Here is an 18,416-nt window from a genome sequence, read left to right on the forward strand (position 1 = left end):
CGGCGCGCGAACGCCCGCACGCGGCCCTCAGTACGTGCCCGTCAAATGGGCGAACACCACCACGTTGCCCTGGTAGCCCACCCCCGGCGCGAAACTGCCGCCGCACGTGATCACCCGCAGCTCGGCCCGCTCCGAGGGCCCGTACACCCGGGCGTCCGGGAAGGACCGCGCGTCGAAGAACTCCACCGCGTGCACCGTGAACACCGCCGTCCGCCCGTCCCGCCGCCGCACCTCCACCGAGGCCCCGCGCCGCACCGCGCCCAGCCGGTGGAAGACCGCCGGCCCGCTCGCGTGGTCCACGTGCCCGGCCACCACCGCCGTGCCCGCGGACCCCGGCGGCGTGCCGTCCCGGTACCAGCCCGCGGGCGAGGTGCGGCCCGGCGGGGGACTGTCCACCCGCCCGTCCGGCGCCAACCCGAGCCCGATCAACGGGGTGTCCACGCCCACGGACGGGATCCGCACCCGCGTGGGCACCGCCCCCGGCAGCGGGGCGACCGTGTCGCTCCACACCCCCGGCCCGGCCGGGGCGCGTTCGGCGGCGGCCGGCAACGGCGGCCCGGCCGGCACCCCGTCGGAGGAGGGCGCGAGCAGCCACACCCCGACGCAGGCCAGCGCGGCCAGCACCCCCAGCCGGGTCCGCAGCAGGTGCGCGGCGCCGGGGTCCGCGGGCTCGGGACGAGAGGACATCGGCGGTCTCCCTTCCGCACGCGCCGAGGGGGAGGGAACGAGGGATTCGGGCGTCGCCCGGTCCGCGAACGGGGGGACCTCGCGGGCCGGGCGACGCCGGGACGGTACCGGTCGGACCGCGACCGTCACGGGTCGCGGGGGCGCCCGATCAGGGCTGCCGCACGCCGCTCGCCCGGCGACGCAGCAGCCAGGTACCGCCCACGACGGCCGCGGTCAACGTGACCGCCCCCGCCGCGACTCGGGCCGGACCCGGAGAGGCGGCGCCCATGGCGGCGGCCCCTCCGACCCCGGTGCGCACGTGCCCCTGGGGGCCGTGCGAGGTGACGACCAGGTCCCCGGTCGCGTACTTGCCGTCCGCGCAGGTCACGCCGATCGCGTGGGTACCCGGCCGGGCCTCGTGCCCCACCCGGAACTGTCCGACCAGGACCTCCTTGTGGGTGCCCGCGGTCAACCGGAACCGGCCCCCGCCCACGGCGGTCGCGTCCCCGTCCGCGCCGCCGCCCTTCTTCCCGCACGCGCTGGTGTTCACCGTCACCGTCGTGCCCGCCGTGGCCGTCGACGGCCACACCTCCAGGCGCGCGAAATCCCCCGGCGCCGCCATCGCCCCGGCGACCGGGACGGCGAACGCGGCGGAGGCCAACGCGCAGGCGGTGACGAGGTGGGCGGTGCGGCGGCGCATGAGGACTCCAGGGGACGGGCGCGGGCGGGCCGTTGACCCGAGCCAACACCGACCCCGCCGACCCCGCCCCCCGAACCCGGCCCGCCCACCCCCGCCCGCCCCTCGGGCCGCCCCGGAAAACAGCAGCTCAGAGGGGGTGCGGCAGGCCGAACGGGGGGTGTGGCCCCGATCCCCTCGTCCGGGTGAGCGGCCCCCTCAGCGCTCCGCCGGCGTCGGCAGCAGCACCTCCGCCAGGGCCCCGCCGGCCACCGAGTTCGCGAACGTCACCCGCGCCCCGATGACCTGCGCCTGCCCCAGCGCTATCGTCAGCCCCAGGCCCGTGCCCTGGCCCCGCGCCGCCGTGCCCGTCCAGAACCGGCGCGGGCCGTGCTCCAGCAGGTCGGCGGGGAAACCCGGACCCGCGTCCAGGACCGAGACCCGCCGCCCCGAGACCGACACCGTGATCGGCGCGCCCCCGTGCCGGACCGCGTTGGCCAGCAGGTTCGCCAGGATCCGGTCGAAGCGGCGGACGTCGGTGACCACCGCCGAGTCCTCCGCCCCGCCGAGCACCTCCGCCTCGACCCCCGACCGGGCCACGGCCGCCGTGACCAGGGGCCCGATCCGGTGCTCGGCGAGCACCGGCTCCTCCCGGTCCGAGTCCAGCCGCGCCACCTCCAACAGGTCCTCCGTCAACGTCCGCAGCGCCGCCACCCGGTCCCGCACCAACTCCGTGGGGCGGCCCGCGGGCAACAGCTCGGCCGCCGTCTGCAGACCCGTCAACGGGGTCCGCAACTCGTGCGCCACGTCCGCCGTGAACCGCTGCTCGGCCTGGATCCGACGCTGGAGGGTGCCCGCCATCGAGTCCACGGCCGCCGACAGCTCGGCCACCTCGTCCCGGGCCCGCGCCGGACCGGCCGCGTCCTCGTCCCCGCCCTCGGCCTCCGCCGGCTCCGTCCGGGACCCGATCCGCGCGTCGAGGTCACCCGCGCTGATCCGTCGCGCGATCTCGGCGGCCGTCCGCAGCTCCCGGCTCAAGCGGTTCGCCAGCAGCGCCCCGCCGATCGCCGCCAAGGCCACCACCACGGCGCCGTAGGCCACCAACTGCCGGTCCAGATCGGCCAGTTCACGGGCCTCCGCGTTCAGGGGCCGGCGCACCGAGAGCACCCGGTCCGAGCCCACCGGACGCGCCGCCCACACCGCCGGACTCGGGCCCGTCAGATCCAGGAAGGTGGTCCGGTACCCGGCCAGGGCCGCGTTCCGCAGGGACTTCGGCAGCTCCGGCGCGTCGAGCCGGGCATCGGTCTCCCCGACCTTCTCCGGGTCCAGCCGACCCGTCAGCTCGTACACCTGCCGCACCCGCGTCAACTGGTCCAGCGCGCCGGAACGGGCCGAGCGCGCGACCTGCTCGCCCCGCGCCTCGTGGATCAACAACCCGATGGTCACGGCGACCAGCGAACAGCCCACCGCCAACAGCACCGCGATCTTCGTCCGCAGCCCCAGGGCCCGCGAGGCCAGCCGCGCACGGCGCAGTGTCCCGGCCCACCGACAGCCGCTCACCACTCCTCCCCGTCGGGCACGTCCGACGCGTCGGGCACGGAGAGGGCCTCCGGGGCCGGGTCGAGGGGATCCGTCGGCGCCGGCAGCTCCGTCGCGTAGCGCTTGTCGTCCCGGACCGCCGTCATCCGCTCGCCGTCCCAGCGGTAGCGCACGACCTGCTCCGCCCCCGCGTCCGCCTCGGTCCGGATCAACAGGTCCTCTCCCATCGCCTCGACCTCCATGCGCCGCCCGAGGAAGAACAGGATCGGCACCACCTTGTGGTCGATCTCCGTGTACACGCTCAGCGCCGACCGCCCGGTCTCGGTGTCGGCCGCCAACAACAGCTCCTGCCGCCCGTCACCCGTCAGGTCCGCGTAGACCGGCGGACGCAGCCCCGGCAGCCCCGGCCTGGTGATCCACACCGGTCGCGCCGGCTTCTCCCCGGCCGTCGCCCCCTTGCCCTTGCCGGGCTCCTTGGGGGCCTTGGGGTTCTTGGGCGGGAACCCGTACCGGCGCAACTGCCAGTCCGCGATCACCACGTCGTCCGGATCCACCCCGCGCAGCCCCGTCGAGGGGACCGTCGGCCCGTCCTTGAGCGGGCGGGGCGGCGGCTGCCGGGTGCCCACCTCGGCGCCCGGCGCGTCCGGCCCCTCCTCCGTCCAGCGCGGCCACAACGAGGACGGGTGCGGCTGCGGGGACACCGGGTCCACCTTCTCGCCGGCCGCCAGGCCGCCCGGCCGCGAACACCCGGTCACCACGCCCGTGCCGAGCAGACCGGCGGCGAGCAGACAACCGGCGGCCACGAGGCAGCGGCGGGCACGGCGGAGCACAGGGCGCATGACAGAAAGGGAATCGACTCGCGGGAGGAGAGGGGAGGGGGAGGAGCCGACCGTAACCGACGCGGGTCACGACCTTCGGGCGGTTGTGTAACAGCGAGGCCCACATCCCCGCCGCCGGCCCCGAACCGGGACCTCGGGCCGGGACCTCGGGCCCGGACCTCGGCCCCGGGGTGCGGGCCCGGACCTCCGACCGCGCCCGGGGCGGGGCCGGCTCACAGCGCGGCGGCGCCCTGGGCCATCAACCGCTGCCGGTACTGCTGGAGCACCCACAGCTCCTCCTCCACGGCCGCCGCCCGCACCGGATCGCCCTGCCCGGCCAGCCGCCGCAGCGCGCCCTGGACCTCCTCCATCCGCCGGTCCACCGCCCGCAGCCGCACCTGCACCAGGTGCACGCCGGCGTACACCTCGTCCACCGTCCGCTTGTGCAGCGGCTCCACGGCCAGCTCCGTCACCATCGCCCGCACCGTGTCGTCGGGCGCCGCGTCCCGCACCCGGGCCACCAGCGACTCGCCGCCCGCCGCCGCGCCGCCCGCCTCCGCGATCGCCTGCCGCACCGCCGCGTACGGCGGCGCCGTGAACTCGTCCACCCCGTACGCGTCGAAGGTCGGCGAGACCAGCTCCGGCCGTTGCAGGGCCAGCTTCAACAACTCCCGCTCCGTGCGGTGCGCCGGACTGCGCAGGTTCAACGCCGGACCCGAGAACCCCGGACCGCCGCCGGCCGCGCCGCCGCCCGCCCGCTCCTCGGGGCCGCCGCCCTGCCCCGGCCCCTCGCCGGGACCCCGACGCGGGCCGCCGGGCCGCTCCGGACCGCCGCGCCCGGGCTGCTGCGGCCGGCCGCCGCGCTCCCGGGCCCAGCGCGCCACCTGCGCGACCCGCTTGACCACGAACTGCTCGTCGAGCACCCCGAGCATCCCGGCCAGCTGCACCGCCGACTCGTGCTGGATCGCGATGTTCTTGATGTTGGCGACCACCGGCGCCGCCTCGTCCAGCGCCGCCGCCCGGCCCGCCGGGTTCTCCAGGTTGTGCCGGGACACGATGTGCCGCAGCGCGAACTCGAACAGCGGGGTGCGGCTGGAGACCAGCTTGACCACCGCCTCGTCCCCGTCCGCGAGCCGCAGCTCGCACGGGTCCATGCCGCCCGGGGTGATCGCGATGGAGGTCTCGGCCGCGAACTTCTGGTCGTCCTCGAAGGCCCGCAGCGCGGCCTTCTGCCCGGCCGCGTCCCCGTCGAAGGTGAAGATCACCTCGGCGGTCGCGTTGTCCATCAGCAGACGCCGCAGGATCTTGATGTGCTCCCCGCCGAACGCGGTGCCACAGGTCGCGATCGCGGTGGTCACCCCGGCCTGGTGGCAGGCCATCACGTCGGTGTACCCCTCGACGACCACCGCCTGCGAGGTCTTCGCGATCTCCCGCTTGGCCAGGTCGATCCCGTACAGGACCTGCGACTTCTTGTAGATCGGGGTCTCGGGGGTGTTCAGGTACTTCGGCCCGTTGTCGTCCTCGCGGAGCTTGCGCGCGCCGAAGCCCACCACCTCGCCCGAGATGTCCTTGATCGGCCACATCAACCGGCCCCGGAACCGGTCGATGGGCTTGCCGCCCCGGCTCTCCTGGGCCAGCCCCGAGCTGATCAGCTCCCGGTCGGTGAAGCCCTTGCCGCGCAGGAAACGGGTCAGGTGGTCCCAGCCGGCCGGGCTGTAGCCCACCCGGAAGTGCGCCGCCGCCTCCTGGTCGAAACCGCGCTCGGCGAGGAACCGGCGGGCGATCTCCGCCTCCGGGCTCTCCAGCCGCTCGATGTAGAACAGCTCGGCCGCCTTGTGCGCCTCGACCAGCCGGATCCGCTCGCCGCGCCCGCTGGTGCCCGCCGTGTAGCCGCCCTGCTCGTAGCGCAGGGTGATGCCGGCCTGACCCGCGAGCCGCTCCACCGCCTCCGAGAACGACAGGTGGTCGATCTTCATCACGAAGTCGAGGGTGTCCCCACCGGCCTGGCAGCCGAAGCAGTGGTAGAGCCCCTTGGCCGGGCTGACCTGGAACGACGGCGACTTCTCGTCGTGGAACGGGCACAGCCCTTTGAGGTTCCCGCCCCCAGCGTTGCGCAACTGGAGGTAGTCACCCACCACGGCGTCGATCGGGACCGCGTCCCGCACCGCCTTCACGTCGTCGTCGTTGATCCGCCCAGCCACGCATGAATTCTACGGCGCCCGTCATACGAATCCCCCGGGCCCTCGCGGGTGAACCGTCGAGGACCCGGGGGAGCCGCCCGCGCGAAGGGCTCAGTCCCGGGCCGCGTCCGGCACCAGAGAGGCCAGGTCCACGCCCGGATCGGCCAGCGCGGCCTGGTCCACCGGGGCCGCCGAGCGGATCAGCGCCTGGATCGGCTCCGTGACGTCCCACACGTTGACGTTCATCCCGGCCAGCACCCTGCCCTCCGACAGCCAGAACGCCACGAACTCCCGCTTCGCCGCGTCCCCGCGGATCACCACCTGGTCGTAGGACCCGGGCGGGGCGTAGCCGGAGTACTCCAGGCCCACGTCGTACTGGTCCGAGAAGAAGTACGGCACCCGGTCGTAGGACACCTTCCGGCCCAGCATCGCGCGGGCCGCCGCCGGCCCGCCGTTCAACGCGTTCGCCCAGTGCTCCACCCGCAGCCGGGTGCCCAGCACGGGGTGGTGCGCGGCGGCCACGTCGCCGGCGGCGAACACGTCCGGGTCGGAGGTGCGCAGGCTCGCGTCCACCGCGATCCCGCCCCCGTGCTCCCGGTCCACCAGCGCCAGGCCCGCGCTCTCGGCCAGCGCCGTCCGCGGTACCGCCCCGATCGCGGCGAGCACCGCGTGCGCCGGGTGCTCCTCGCCGTCCTCCGTGCGCACCGCCAGCACCATGCCGTCCTGGCCGAGGATCTCCGTCGGCCGGGATCCGAAGTGGAAGCGGACCCCGTGCTCGGCGTGCAGGTCCGTGAACAGCCGGCCCAGCTCGGGGCCGAGCACCCCGTGCAGCGGGGTCGGGTCGGGTTCGACGACGGTGACCTCCGCCCCGTGCGCGCGGGCCGCCGCCGCGACCTCTAGACCGATCCAGCCGCCGCCCGCGATCACCAGGTGCCCGTTGTCGCGGCCCAGGGTGCGCAGCACCCCGCGCAGCCGCTCCGCGTGCGCGAGCCGGCGCAGGTGGTGCACCCCGGCCAGGCCGGTGCCCGGGATCTCCAGCCGGCGCGGCTCGGCGCCGGTGGCCAGCAGCAGCTTGTCGTAGCGCAGCAGCGCCCCGTCGCCCAGCCGGATCGTGTGCGCCTCCCGGTCCAGGTGCACGGCGGGCTGCCCGAGGTGCAGTTCCACGTCGCTGTGCGCGTACCAGCCCGGTTCGTGGACGAAGACGCTGGAGCGTTCCGCGGTGCCCGCCAGGTACGCCTTCGACAACGGCGGGCGCTCGTAGGGATGGTCCCGTTCGTCGCAGACCAGGATCACCCGGCCGGTGAAGCCCTCCTCCCGCAGCGTCTGCGCGGCTTTCGCGCCGGCCAGACCACCGCCGACGATCACGAACGTCCGGTCTGCGTCGACCACCTGATGCCTCCTCATGACCTGTGGGTCGCATGTGAGCACATGCGAGCGTCCCGCACCGAGCCTGCCGCGTGAAGAGGGGCCGGCCCGATCACCTCAGCTTCCGGCGCGTCGCGCGCGACGCGTGAGCCGCGCGTGCAGGGAGCGCGCGGAAGAGTCGGTCAGGCACGCGATCTGGTCGACCACGGCCCGTTTGCGCGCCCGGTCGTCCCCGGCCGCGTCGAACACGGCCCGGAACTGCGGATCCAGTCCCTCCGGCGCGCGGGCCAGCAGGGCCTCGGCCAATTCGGCCAGAACCACGCGCTGATCGGCGCGCACCCGGCCCTGCTCCGCGCGCTGCATCGTGTACAGGTCGGCGACCGCCTTGAGCACCGCGCACTCGTGTCGGGTCGCGCGCGGCACCACCAGCTCGGCCGCGTACCGGGTCAGCCGCCCGGTCCCGTACGCGGCGCGGGTCGCGGCCTCGGCGGCCAGGCAGAACCGGCCCACGAGCTGGGAGGTGGCGTCCTTCAACCGGGCCTGCGCGATGGCCGAACCGTCGTAGCCGTGCGGCCACCACGGGGCCTCCAGCAGCCGGTCCAGGGCCGCGTCCAGCTCGGCCGGATCGGTGTCGGCCGGCACGTACCGGCCGATCGCGACCTCGGCGACGGCCCGCCGCTCGGGGTCGGCGAGCAGCAGGTTCGGGTCCAGGTGCCCGGCGTGCAGCGCGTCCTCCACGTCGTGCACCGAGTAGGCCACGTCGTCGGCCCAGTCCATCACCTGCGCCTCGAAGCACTTGCGGTCCCCCGGCGCCCCGGCCCGCAGCCACGCGAACACCGGCAGGTCGTCCTCGTACGCGCCGAACTTCACCGACCCCGGGTCGGTGGGGTGTCCGCCGCGCGGCCACGGGTACTTCGTGGCCGCGTCCAGCGCCGCCCGGGTCAGGTTCAGGCCCACGGCCTGCGGCTCCCCGGTCTCCGGATCGGGCACGAACCGCTTCGGCTCCAGCCGCGTCAGCAGCCGCAGCGACTGGGCGTTGCCCTCGAACCCGCCGCAGTCCGAGGCGAACTCGTCCAGGACCTCCTCGCCGTTGTGCCCGAACGGCGGGTGCCCCATGTCGTGCGCCAGGCACGCCGTCTCCACGAGGTCCGGGTCACAGCCCAGCGCGGCGCCGAGCTCACGGCCGATCTGCGCGCACTCCAGCGAGTGCGTCAACCGGGTCCGCGGGCTCGCGTCCCACTCCCAGGACCGGCTGCCGGGCGTGACCACCTGGGTCTTGCCGGCCAGCCGGCGCAGCGCCGCCGAGTGCAGCACCCGCGCCCGGTCCCGTTGGAACGCGGTCCGCCCGGGCCGTTTGTCGGGCTCGGCGGCCCACCGCTCGGTGTCCGAGGGGTCGTACGGGGGGCGCGGATCGTGGCCCGCGATGTCACCTGTGCCGTGTGCGCTGCCTGCCATGCCCACGACGGTAACCGGAACCCGCCCCGAACCGGACGTCCCGTGCGCCGGCCCCCCGATTCACGAGCCCCCCGCGACGGCCCGGACCCGGGGCAGCAGCAGGCCGGTGACGAAGGTCGCGGCGATCCAGAGCCCGGCGGCCCAGCCGAGGGCGATCCAGACCCCGGTCCCGTTCCACGCGAGCAGCCCGGCGAGCAGCGCGGCGTTGAGCGCGCCGATCTGCATGGCCAGCTCCCCCTGCCAGGTGCCGCGCCCGGCGACCCGGCCGAGCGAGGCGACCGGAATGGCGAGGACCACGAGCACGAACAGCAGCCCCACGGCCGTGATCGGCACCGTCCACCACGGTGCCGGCGGCCAGAACCCGAGGAACACGGCGGTCGCCAGGGTGACGGCGAACATCATCCCGACCGTGGGCCCCTCCGGCGCCTTCGCGGGCGGCCGGAACCGGGGCGCGTCCTCCCGGGCGGTCAGCGACACCAGCCCGAAGGCGAGCGCGGCCGCCAGCCCGGCCCCGACGGCCGACCACCCCGCCACCAGCGTGGACTGCGCGAACACCCCGCCCGCGCCGAGCAGCGCGCCCCACGCGACGACCCCGCCCGCGCCCGGGGCCAGCGGACCGGCGGGCGCGGGGTCCCGGGGCCGGGCCGGGTCCGCCGCGGGGGCGGGCCGGGGTTCGGGGCGGGGTTCGGGGCGGGCCGGCGCGGAGCCGTCGTGCGGGTTGGTCGGACGGGTCGGGGCGGGGCGCTCGGCGGTCCCCGGGGCGAGGACGCGGCGCAGCCGTTCGGCGGTGGCCGCCGCGTCGGCCGGCCGACGCGCCGGTTCCTTCGCGAGCAGCTCCATGACCAGCGCCGACAGTTCGCGGGGCAGTTCCGGGCGCAGTTCGCGCAGCGGCCGGGGCGCGGTGTTGACGTGCTGGTGCACCACCGACCACGCCGCACCGGTGAACGGGGGAGTCCCGGCCAGCAGTTCGTAGAGCACGCAGCCCAGGGAGTACAGGTCGCTGCGCCCGTCGATGCCGCGCTCGCCCCGGACCTGCTCGGGGGACATGTACGCGGGGGTGCCGATGCCCATGCCGGTGGCGGTGAGCCCCGTGCCGGTCTCCTCGGCCAGCCGGGCGATGCCGAAGTCGCAGATCTTGACCTCGGTCTCGCCGGGCCCGTGGACCATGATGTTCGCGGGTTTCACGTCGCGGTGCACGACGCCGGCGGCGTGCGCGGCGGCCAGCGCCTGGCAGATCCGCACCGCCCAGTCGACCACGTCCGGCACGCTCTGCGGCCCCTTGGCCAGGACCGCGGCCAGCGACCGCCCCCGGACCAGCTCCATCACGAGGTACAGGGTCCGGCGGCCCCCGACGGTGCCCTCCCCGTGGTCGTGGACGGTCACGATGTGCGGGTGGGCGAGCCCGGCGGCGGTCCGGGCCTCCTTGCGGAACCGGGCCTCCAGCCGCGGGTCCTCGGCGACCTGCGTGGAGATGGTCTTGACGGCGACCTCGCGGCCGAGCCGGGTGTCGGTGGCCCGCCAGACCTCCCCCATGCCCCCGGCCCCCAGCCGCCGGTCCAGGCGGTACCGACCGTCCAGCAACGTCCCGTGCACCGAGCGCTCCCCTCGCCTGCCCGTCCGGTCGGGTGCGACCGGCCCCGGGGAGGAAGCCTACGGACCCCGGCGGCCGGTGTACCGCCCGCCCGCCGAAACCGTCGGGCGGAGCGGGGTCAGGGGGCGGGCGGCGCGGGCTCGGGTTCGCGGGGGTCGGGCGGGCGCAAAGCGCGGAGCTGGACGTCGAGTTGGCGGGTGACGCGGGCCAGGATCTCGGCCGCGCCCTCGAAGAGGGAGGTGTCCGGAAGCGGGGGTGCCGCGGGAGGGTGCGCTGCCTGCTCCGTCATGGGGCGATCCTCGCGCGGTCCGGTTGCCGGCCTGTTGCGGGCGGGTGACGGGCGGGCCATCTCCGGGGGACGGGTCCGGGCCCGCGCAACCGGCGGCGGTGTCGCCCGCGTCGTTTCCCATGATCCACCTGTTCGGGGGACGCGGTACGGCGAGCGACGAGGGCGGCACATGGGCGGGGGCGGGACGGGAGCGACGGGGCGGCGTCGGCGGCGGGCGCGGTGGGCGGTGTGGGCGGTGATGGTGGTGTGCGTGCTGGGGCTGGCGCCCTCGGCGTGGACGCACACGGTCGCGGGGGACCGGCTGCGCACGGTGGCGGACGTGGACCCGGCGCCGGTGGCGGTGGTCTTCGGCGCGGGGCTGCTCGGCGACCGGCCCACCCCGTACCTGGCCCGTCGGCTGGACGCGGCGGCCGAGCTGTACCGCGCCGGGCGGGTGAGGGTGGTGCTGGTGACGGGGGACAACGGGCGGGCCTCGTACGACGAGCCCTCCGCGATGCACCGCTACCTGACCGCGCGCGGGGTGCCGGCGGAGCGGATCGTGAGCGATTACGCGGGCTTCGACACCTGGGACAGCTGCTCCCGGGCCCGGCGGATCTTCGGGGTGGATCGGGCGGTGCTGATCAGCCAGGGCTTCCACGTCCGGCGGGCGGTGGCCCTGTGCGGGGCGGCCGGGATCGAGGCGCAGGGGGTCGGGGTGAGCGACGTGCACGACGCGACCTGGTACTGGGGCGAGGTGCGGGAGATCGCGGCGGCCGGGAAGGCGGCCCTGGACGCGACCTTCCGGCCCGATCCCCGGTTCCTGGGGCCGAGGGAGGAGGGGGTGTCGCGGGCGCTGGGGGCTCTGGCAGACTGACGAGGTCGCGCACATATGCCGAATAGGCATATGGCGGATTGAAGGGTTCCGTTCTTGTCCGGACCCGTACGGCCCGGGACGTCGAGACGCATGAGGTGTGCACCGTGATCGCAGTGGATCTGACCGACAAGGTGGTCGTCGTGACCGGCGGGGCCCGGGGCATGGGCGCCGCCATGGCCGAGGCGATCGTCGCCGGCGGGGGCAGGGTCGTCATCACCGACGTGCTCGCCGACGAGGGCGCCGAGACCGCCGCCAAGCTCGGCGAGAACGCCCGCTTCCGCCGCCACGACGTGACCAGCGAGGAGGACTGGCGCGAGGCCCTCGACTTCGCCGTCGCCGAGTTCGGCCGCCTCGACGGACTCGTCAACAACGCGGGCGTCGCCACCGGGCAGACCCTGGAGCACGAGAGCGTCGACTGGTTCCGCAAGGTCCTCGAGATCAACCTGGTCGGCGTGTTCATCGGCGTCAAGACCGCGATCCCGCTGCTGCGCGCCAACGGCGGCGGCTCCATCGTCAACATCTCCTCCGCCGCCGGCCTCACCGGCCTCGCCCTGACCGCCGGCTACGGCGCCTCCAAGTGGGGCGTGCGCGGCCTGTCGAAGATCGGCGCCGTCGAACTCGCCGAGGCCCGGATCCGGATGAACTCCGTCCACCCCGGCATGGTCCTCACCCCCATGACCGCCCCGGTCGGCATCCAGGCCGGCGAGGGCGGCTACCCGGGCGTCCCGATGGGCCGCGTCGGCCTGCCCGAGGAGGTCGCCGCCGCCGTCGCGTTCCTGCTGTCCGACGCCGCGAGCTACACCACCGGCGCCGAGATCGCCGTGGACGGCGGCTGGACCGCCGGCCCGACCCTCGCCCACCTCACCGGCCACTGAGCCCGCCGTGCCCGGCCCGCCGTACGCGGCCGGCCGGGCACCGCGCGCCCGCGCCCTCAGCCCGCGAGCATCGCCCCCAGCGCCGCCGCCAACCGCCGCCGACACTCCTGCTCCGGGCACGCCGCCGCCGGCCCCGGGTACTCCGCCTCGAAGTTCTCCCAGTCCAGGTAGCCCGCCAACTGGGCCTCCAGCCACGGCAGCACCTCCTCCCGCCGCAGCCGCCGGGTCTCCTCCCCGGCCGCCAACACCCGTGACAGCAGGGCCCAGTCCACCCGGAACCGCTCCGCCAGGAGCACCGCGTCGTACAGGTCCTTGCCCTGCGGGCAGGAGTCGTTGGTCAGCCACAGCACCTTCCACGCCAGCGACAGCGAGGGCGGAGCCGCCCACAGCACCCCCGCCCCGCCCGGCGCCCGCACCGGCTCCGGCGGACAGGCCAACTCCTCCCCGAACGCGAAGTCCAACTGCACCCGCCCGCCCGGCAGCCCCGGCACCCGCCACGGCACCGTCATCCGCCGCCCCGGCACCCGGTCGTAGGTCCAGATCTCGTCGTGCGCCACCCCCGCGGCCGTCAGCCCCGCCCGGCCCTCGGCCGCCGCCGCCAGCCCCGCCAGCATCCGCTCGGTCTCCGGCGCGTCCACCGCGTGCGGCCCGACCCGCACGATGAAGTCCAGGTCCCCCGGATGCCGGGCCCGCTCCCCGAACCACCGGGCCATCAGCGCACTGCCGCGCAGCACCAGCGACCCCGCCCACTCCGAGCCGGCCACCGCGTCCAACACCCCGTCCATCGCCGCCCGCCGGGCCGTCAGCCAGGCCGGGGAGCGCTCCGGCTCCGTCGCCCCGGCCGCCCACCGCCCGCCGGGCGCGAGCCCCCGACCCCGGGGCACCTCGAAGCCGTCACCCGACGGCGCCCGCCCCGCCTCGGGGCCGCCCGCTGCCTCGTACGTCTCGCTCATGTGGTCCTCCCCGCGGCCGCCGGCGCCGTCGCCGTCAGCACAAACGATCCCCCGTCCGGGCCCGCCGCGTGGTCGAACGCCACGAAATCACGCCCGACCCGTGACCGGACCCGGCACCCGGCCCCACCTCGTCGGACGTACGTGCGAGCCGCTTCGGGCACGCGGGCGTTGGGTAACCATGCGGTCACGCAGCGGACCAGAAAGTGCGCGCACGCCCCTCGTTTCGGCCGTGTGTCGTACCCCACACTGAGTCCCGGTGCCTCACGCCCTCTCCAGCCCTGGAGGTCGCCCCCGTGCAGACCCGGATCCCGACCGTGACCACCGACCACGCGGTGACCCGCGCCCCTCACGACCCCGAGGGCGAGGCCGAGGTCGAGGACGACCCCGGGACCGGGGCCGAGGCCGCGGCCGACGGCGAGCCCGACGAGCCGGACGAGGGCGCCGAGGACGCGCCCCGCGTACCCGTCCCGCGCCGCGCCGGCGAGGGCACCGCGAGCGGCCCCTCCGCCGACCTGTTCCGCCAGTACCTGCGCGAGATAGGCCGCATACCGCTGCTCACCGCGGCGGAAGAGGTCGAACTGGCCCGGCGCGTCGAGGCCGGCCTGTTCGCCGAGGAGAAACTCGCCTCCGCCCCCGACCTCGACACCCGCCTCGCCGGCGACCTCGACGCCCTCGTCGTCCTGGGTCGGCTCGCCAAACGCCGCCTCATCGAGGCCAACCTGCGGCTCGTGGTCTCCGTCGCCAAACGCTACGTCGGACGCGGCCTGACCATGCTCGACCTGGTGCAGGAGGGCAATCTGGGCCTGATCCGCGCCGTCGAGAAATTCGACTACGCCCGCGGCTACAAGTTCTCCACCTACGCCACGTGGTGGATCCGCCAGGCCATGTCCCGCGCCCTCGCCGACCAGGCCCGCACCATCCGGGTCCCCGTGCACGTGGTCGAACTCATCAACCGGGTGGTCCGGGTCCAGCGCCGGATGCTCCAGGAACGCGGCTACGAACCCACCCCCGAAGAGGTCGCCGCCACCCTCGACCTCACCCCCGAACGTGTCGGCGAGGTCCTCCGCCTGGCCCAGGAACCCGTCTCCCTGCACGCCCCCGTGGGCGAGGAGGACGACGTGGCCCTCGGCGACCTCATCGAGGACGGCGACGCCGCCTCGCCCGTCGAGTCCGCCGCCTTCTTCCTGCTCCGCGAACACCTCGAAGCGGTCCTCTCCACGCTCGGCGAACGCGAACGCAAGGTGGTCCAGCTCCGCTACGGGCTGATGGACGGCCGGCCGCGCACCCTGGAGGAGATCGGCCGGATCTTCGGCGTGACCCGCGAACGGATCCGCCAGATCGAGTCCAAGACCCTCAACAAGCTCCGCGACCACGCCTTCGCCGACCAGCTCCGCGGCTACCTCGACTGAGCCGGACGCACCACCGCACGCCGAACGGGGCGCCCCCCCAGGGGACGCCCCGTCCGTCGTGCCGTCGTGCCGTCGTCCGGCGCCGGCCGCCGCGTCAGTCGACCTCGGCCACGGCCTGCGCGAACTGCGCCGCGTACAGCCGGGCGTACGCGCCGCCCGCCGCCAGCAGCTCCCCGTGCGTACCCTGCTCCACGATCGCGCCGTTCTCCATCACCAGGATCACGTCCGCGTCCCGGATCGTGGAGAGCCGGTGCGCGATCACGAACGAGGTCCGCCCGGCCGCCAGCCGCGCCATCGCCTTCTGGATCAGCACCTCGGTCCGGGTGTCCACCGAACTCGTCGCCTCGTCCAGCACCAGGATCGTCGGGTCCGACAGGAAGGCCCGGGCGATCGTGATCAGCTGCTTCTCGCCCGCGCTGACCCCGCTGCCCTCGTCGTCCAGCACCGTGTCGTAGCCCTCCGGCAGGGTCCGCACGAACCGGTCGGCGTGCGCGGCCCGCGCCGCCTCCTCGATCTCCTCCCGGGTCACCTCGCGCGAGGCCCCGTAGGCGATGTTCTCCGCGATCGTGCCCCCGAACAGCCAGGTGTCCTGGAGCACCATCCCGATCGAGCCGCGCAGCTCCTCGCGGGTCATCTTCGCCACGTCCACGCCGTCCAGCGCGATCCGCCCGCCGGTCACCTCGTAGAACCGCATCAGCAGGTTGACCAGGGTGGTCTTGCCCGCCCCGGTCGGGCCCACGATCGCCACCGTGTGCCCCGGCTCCACCGTCAGCGACAGGTCCTCGATCAGCGGCTTGTCCCGCTCGTAGCGGAACGCGACCTTCTCCAGCGTGACCCGCCCGCGCAGCTCCTCGGGACGCTCCGGCACCTCCGGGTTCGGCTCCTGCTCCTCGGCGTCGAGCAGCTCGTACACCCGCTCCGCCGAGGCCACCCCGGACTGCACCAGGTTCGCCATCGAGGCCACCTGCGTCAGCGGCATCGAGAACTGCCGCGAATACTGTATGAACGCCTGCACGTCACCGATCGACAGCGTGCCCGAGGCCACCTTCAGCCCGCCGACCACCGCCACCAGCACGTAGTTCACGTTCGACACGAAGAACATCACCGGCTGCATCAGACCGCTGACGAACTGCGCCTTGAACGAGGCCCGGTACAGCGCCTCGTTCTGCTCCGCGAACAGCTCCGCCGACTCCTTCTGCCGACCGAAGACCTTCACCAGGGTGTGCCCCGAGTACATCTCCTCGATGTGCCCGTTCAGCGCCCCGGTGCTCTTCCACTGCGCCACGAACTGCGGCTGCGACCTCTTGCCGATCCGCGCCGCGATCACCACCGACAGCGGCACCGTCACCAGCGCCACCAGCGCCAGCACCCACGAGATCCAGAACATCATCGCCAGCACGCCCACGATGGTCAGCAGCGAGTTCAGCAACTGCCCCATCGTCTGCTGGAGGGTCTGCCCTATGTTGTCGATGTCGTTGGTGGCCCGGCTCAGCACCTCGCCGCGCTTCTGCCGGTCGTAGTACGACAGCGGCAGCCGCGACAGCTTCGCCTGCAACTCCTCGCGCAGCCGGAACACGGTCCCGTTCATCACGTGGTTCGACAGCCGGGTCGCCACCAGCATCAGCAGGCCCGCGCCCACGAACACCGTCAGCGCCAGCAGACACACCATGCCCACCGCGCCGAAGTCGATCCCCTGGCCCGGGGTGAACGCGGTGCCCGAGAGCATGTCGGCCATGCCGCCCTGCCCCTTGGCCCGCAGCCCCTCCAGCGCCTGCTCCTTGCTGATCCCCGCCGGCATCCGCCGGCCCACGATCCCCGCGAAGACCAGGTCCGTGGCCCGACCCAGGATCTTCGGGCCGACCACGCTGAGCGCCACGCTGCCGACCACGGCCGCGACCATGCCCCACACCCGGGCCCGGTCCGCCACGATCAGCCGCAGCAGCCGCTTGCCCGAGTTCTTGAAGTCCATGGACCGCTGGGCCGGCCCCATCATCATCCGTCCGCCGGGCCCGCTCACGCCGCCTCCGCCTCGGTCAGCTGGGAGAGCACGATCTCCCGGTAGGTCTCGTTCTCGGCCATCAGCTCGTGGTGCAGGCCCACGCCGACCACCCGACCCTCGTCCAGGACCACGATGCGGTCCGCGTCGCGAATGGTCGAGACCCGCTGGGCCACGATCACCACCGTCGCGTCCTGCGTCTCCCGCGACAAGGCCGCGCGCAGGGCCGCGTCCGTCGCGTAGTCCAGGGCCGAGAACGAGTCGTCGAACAGGTAGATCTCCGGCCGCTGCACCAGGGTCCGCGCGATCGCGAGCCGCTGGCGCTGACCGCCCGAGACGTTCGTGCCGCCCTGGGCGATCGGCGCGTTCAGGCCGCCCTCCAACGCGGACACGAACTCCTTGGCCTGCGCCACCTCCAGCGCGTGCCACAACTCCTCGTCGCTCGCGTCCGGCCGGCCGTACCGCAGGTTCGTGGCCACCGTCCCCGAGAACAGGTACGGCTTCTGCGGCACCATCCCCACCGTCCGCGCCAACAGCGCCGGATCCAGCCGGCGCACGTCCTCGCCGTCCACCAGCACCTCGCCGCCGGTCACGTCGAACAACCGGGGCACGAGCCCCAGCAGCGTGGACTTGCCCGCGCCCGTGGACCCGATCACCGCCGTGGTCTGCCCCGGCCGGGCCATCAGGTCCACCCCGCGGAGCACCGGAACCTCGGCCCCCGGGTACCGGAAATCGGCCCCGCGCAGCTCCAGCTCGCCCTTGCGCAGCAGCTTGCGCACCGGATCCGCCGGCGGCGCCACCGAGGACTCGGTGTCCAGCACCTCCTGGATCCGCTCCGCGCACACCTCCGCGCGCGGCACCATCATGAACATGAAGGTGGCCATCATCACGGACATCACGATCTGCATCAGATAGGCCAGGAAGGCCGTCAGCTGCCCGATCTCCATGCCGCCCGAGTCGATGCGGTGCGCACCGAACCAGATCACCGCCACGCTCGACAGGTTCACCGTGAGGATCACCGTCGGGAACATCAGCGCCAGCAGCTTGCCCGAGGCCAGGGACACCTCGGTCAGCTCCGTGTTGGCCCGCCGGAACCGGCCGCTCTCGTACTCGTCGCGCACGAAGGCCCGGATCACCCGGTTGCCGGTGATCTGCTCGCGCAGCACCCGGTTGACCGTGTCCAGCCGCGTCTGCATCAACCGGAACAACGGCCGGGTCCGCCACACGATGGCACCGACCGCGACGCCGAGCACCGGCACCACCGCCAGCAGCACCCCGGACAGCTTCACGTCCAGGGACAGCGCCATCGCGATGCCGCCCACGCACATGATCGGCGCGGACACCATCAGGGTGAACGTCATCAGGACCAGCATCTGGACCTGCTGCACGTCATTGGTGGTCCGGGTGATCAGCGAGGGCGCGCCGAAGTGCCCCAGCTCGCGGGCGGAGAAGCCCTGCACCCGGTCGAAGACGGCCGCCCGGACGTCCCGCCCGAGGGCCGCGGCCGTCCGCGCGCCGAAGTACACGGCGCCGATGTTGCACACGAGCTGGACCAGCGAGACCCCCAGCATCAGGGCGCCGAAGGTCAGGATGTAGCCGGTGTCCCCGTTGACGACACCGTTGTCGATGATGTCGGCGTTCAGGGTCGGCAGATAGAGGCTCGCACTGGTCTGGAGGAGCTGGAGCAGCACCAACAGGGCGATGGGTTTGCGATAGGGCCCGAGATGGGTCCGCAACAGTCGTATGAGCAC

General features: G+C 74.4%; 15 protein-coding genes. 3 read left to right on the top strand and 12 right to left on the bottom strand.

Going from position 1 to position 18,416, the window contains the following annotated elements; genetic code table 11:
• Positions 1 to 27: 27 nt before the first annotated feature.
• The 9 genes from ACN20G_RS18365 to ACN20G_RS18405 all read right to left on the bottom strand — a co-directional run bounded on the left by ACN20G_RS18365 (position 28) and on the right by ACN20G_RS18405 (position 10,579).
• Positions 28 to 687: a class F sortase gene (locus ACN20G_RS18365; RefSeq protein WP_424213880.1), complete on the bottom strand. Its 660-nt coding sequence runs from the start codon at positions 685 to 687 to the stop codon at positions 28 to 30.
• 148 nt (positions 688 to 835) lie between these two features.
• Complete coding sequence (locus ACN20G_RS18370; protein ID WP_424213881.1) at positions 836 to 1,366, bottom strand: hypothetical protein; 531 nt, start codon at positions 1,364 to 1,366, stop codon at positions 836 to 838.
• Between the two features lie 195 nt (positions 1,367 to 1,561).
• Positions 1,562 to 2,902 (bottom strand): ATP-binding protein, encoded by a 1,341-nt coding sequence (locus ACN20G_RS18375; protein ID WP_424213882.1) that lies wholly within the window; start codon positions 2,900 to 2,902, stop codon positions 1,562 to 1,564.
• The gene (locus ACN20G_RS18380; protein ID WP_424213883.1) at positions 2,899 to 3,720 is read right to left on the bottom strand and encodes a hypothetical protein; all 822 of its coding nucleotides are present in this window, start codon (positions 3,718 to 3,720) and stop codon (positions 2,899 to 2,901) included. The genes ACN20G_RS18375 and ACN20G_RS18380 overlap by 4 nt, the downstream gene beginning before the upstream one ends.
• A 212-nt stretch (positions 3,721 to 3,932) precedes the next feature.
• Positions 3,933 to 5,900, bottom strand: a complete 1,968-nt coding sequence (gene dnaG, locus ACN20G_RS18385; protein ID WP_424213884.1) for a DNA primase — start codon at positions 5,898 to 5,900, stop codon at positions 3,933 to 3,935.
• 90 nt (positions 5,901 to 5,990) lie between these two features.
• Positions 5,991 to 7,268 (bottom strand): NAD(P)/FAD-dependent oxidoreductase, encoded by a 1,278-nt coding sequence (locus tag ACN20G_RS18390; RefSeq protein WP_424213885.1) that lies wholly within the window; start codon positions 7,266 to 7,268, stop codon positions 5,991 to 5,993.
• A 93-nt stretch (positions 7,269 to 7,361) separates the two neighbouring features.
• Positions 7,362 to 8,699, bottom strand: coding sequence for a deoxyguanosinetriphosphate triphosphohydrolase (locus ACN20G_RS18395; RefSeq protein ID WP_424213886.1), 1,338 nt, complete (start codon positions 8,697 to 8,699; stop codon positions 7,362 to 7,364).
• 60 nt (positions 8,700 to 8,759) lie between these two features.
• Positions 8,760 to 10,292 carry a serine/threonine-protein kinase gene (locus tag ACN20G_RS18400; protein WP_424213887.1) on the bottom strand — a complete coding sequence of 511 codons (1,533 nt, stop codon included), beginning with the start codon at positions 10,290 to 10,292 and terminating at the stop codon, positions 8,760 to 8,762.
• Positions 10,293 to 10,408: 116 nt separating this feature from the next.
• The gene (locus ACN20G_RS18405) at positions 10,409 to 10,579 is read right to left on the bottom strand and encodes a hypothetical protein (protein WP_424213888.1); all 171 of its coding nucleotides are present in this window, start codon (positions 10,577 to 10,579) and stop codon (positions 10,409 to 10,411) included.
• Between the two features lie 169 nt (positions 10,580 to 10,748).
• Here ACN20G_RS18405 and ACN20G_RS18410 point away from each other — a divergent pair, with 169 nt between their 5' ends.
• Both ACN20G_RS18410 and ACN20G_RS18415 read left to right on the top strand, forming a co-directional pair.
• The gene (locus ACN20G_RS18410) at positions 10,749 to 11,432 is read left to right on the top strand and encodes a SanA/YdcF family protein (protein ID WP_424213889.1); all 684 of its coding nucleotides are present in this window, start codon (positions 10,749 to 10,751) and stop codon (positions 11,430 to 11,432) included.
• A gap of 104 nt (positions 11,433 to 11,536) precedes the next feature.
• Positions 11,537 to 12,307: a glucose 1-dehydrogenase gene (locus ACN20G_RS18415; protein ID WP_424213890.1), complete on the top strand. Its 771-nt coding sequence runs from the start codon at positions 11,537 to 11,539 to the stop codon at positions 12,305 to 12,307.
• 56 nt (positions 12,308 to 12,363) lie between these two features.
• Here ACN20G_RS18415 and ACN20G_RS18420 read toward each other — a convergent pair whose 3' ends face one another.
• Positions 12,364 to 13,260 (bottom strand): nucleotidyl transferase AbiEii/AbiGii toxin family protein, encoded by an 897-nt coding sequence (locus ACN20G_RS18420; protein WP_424213891.1) that lies wholly within the window; start codon positions 13,258 to 13,260, stop codon positions 12,364 to 12,366.
• A 278-nt stretch (positions 13,261 to 13,538) separates the two neighbouring features.
• Here ACN20G_RS18420 and ACN20G_RS18425 point away from each other — a divergent pair, with 278 nt between their 5' ends.
• On the top strand, positions 13,539 to 14,669 hold the full coding sequence (locus tag ACN20G_RS18425; RefSeq protein WP_424215565.1) for an RNA polymerase sigma factor: 1,131 nt from the start codon (positions 13,539 to 13,541) through the stop codon (positions 14,667 to 14,669).
• 94 nt (positions 14,670 to 14,763) lie between these two features.
• Here ACN20G_RS18425 and ACN20G_RS18430 read toward each other — a convergent pair whose 3' ends face one another.
• Both ACN20G_RS18430 and ACN20G_RS18435 read right to left on the bottom strand, forming a co-directional pair.
• Complete coding sequence (locus tag ACN20G_RS18430; protein WP_424213892.1) at positions 14,764 to 16,686, bottom strand: ABC transporter ATP-binding protein; 1,923 nt, start codon at positions 16,684 to 16,686, stop codon at positions 14,764 to 14,766.
• The gene (locus tag ACN20G_RS18435) at positions 16,683 to 18,416 is read right to left on the bottom strand and encodes an ABC transporter ATP-binding protein (protein WP_424213893.1); all 1,734 of its coding nucleotides are present in this window, start codon (positions 18,414 to 18,416) and stop codon (positions 16,683 to 16,685) included. The genes ACN20G_RS18430 and ACN20G_RS18435 overlap by 4 nt, the downstream gene beginning before the upstream one ends.

This window comes from Streptomyces dryopteridis (assembly GCF_049606955.1).
Classification (GTDB): Bacteria; Actinomycetota; Actinomycetes; order Streptomycetales; family Streptomycetaceae; genus Streptomyces.

What these genes read in the sequence shown, in the direction of transcription:
- ACN20G_RS18420 (WP_424213891.1), bottom strand. Translation starts at nt 13,260, where the DNA reads ATGAGCGAGACGTACGAGGCAGCGGGCGGCCCCGAGGCGGGGCGGGCG.
- ACN20G_RS18380 (WP_424213883.1), bottom strand. Translation starts at nt 3,720, where the DNA reads ATGCGCCCTGTGCTCCGCCGTGCCCGCCGCTGCCTCGTGGCCGCCGGT.
- ACN20G_RS18395 (WP_424213886.1), bottom strand. Translation starts at nt 8,699, where the DNA reads ATGGCAGGCAGCGCACACGGCACAGGTGACATCGCGGGCCACGATCCG.
- ACN20G_RS18370 (WP_424213881.1), bottom strand. Translation starts at nt 1,366, where the DNA reads ATGCGCCGCCGCACCGCCCACCTCGTCACCGCCTGCGCGTTGGCCTCC.
- ACN20G_RS18405 (WP_424213888.1), bottom strand. Translation starts at nt 10,579, where the DNA reads ATGACGGAGCAGGCAGCGCACCCTCCCGCGGCACCCCCGCTTCCGGAC.
- ACN20G_RS18365 (WP_424213880.1), bottom strand. Translation starts at nt 687, where the DNA reads ATGTCCTCTCGTCCCGAGCCCGCGGACCCCGGCGCCGCGCACCTGCTG.
- ACN20G_RS18410 (WP_424213889.1), top strand. Translation starts at nt 10,749, where the DNA reads ATGGGCGGGGGCGGGACGGGAGCGACGGGGCGGCGTCGGCGGCGGGCG.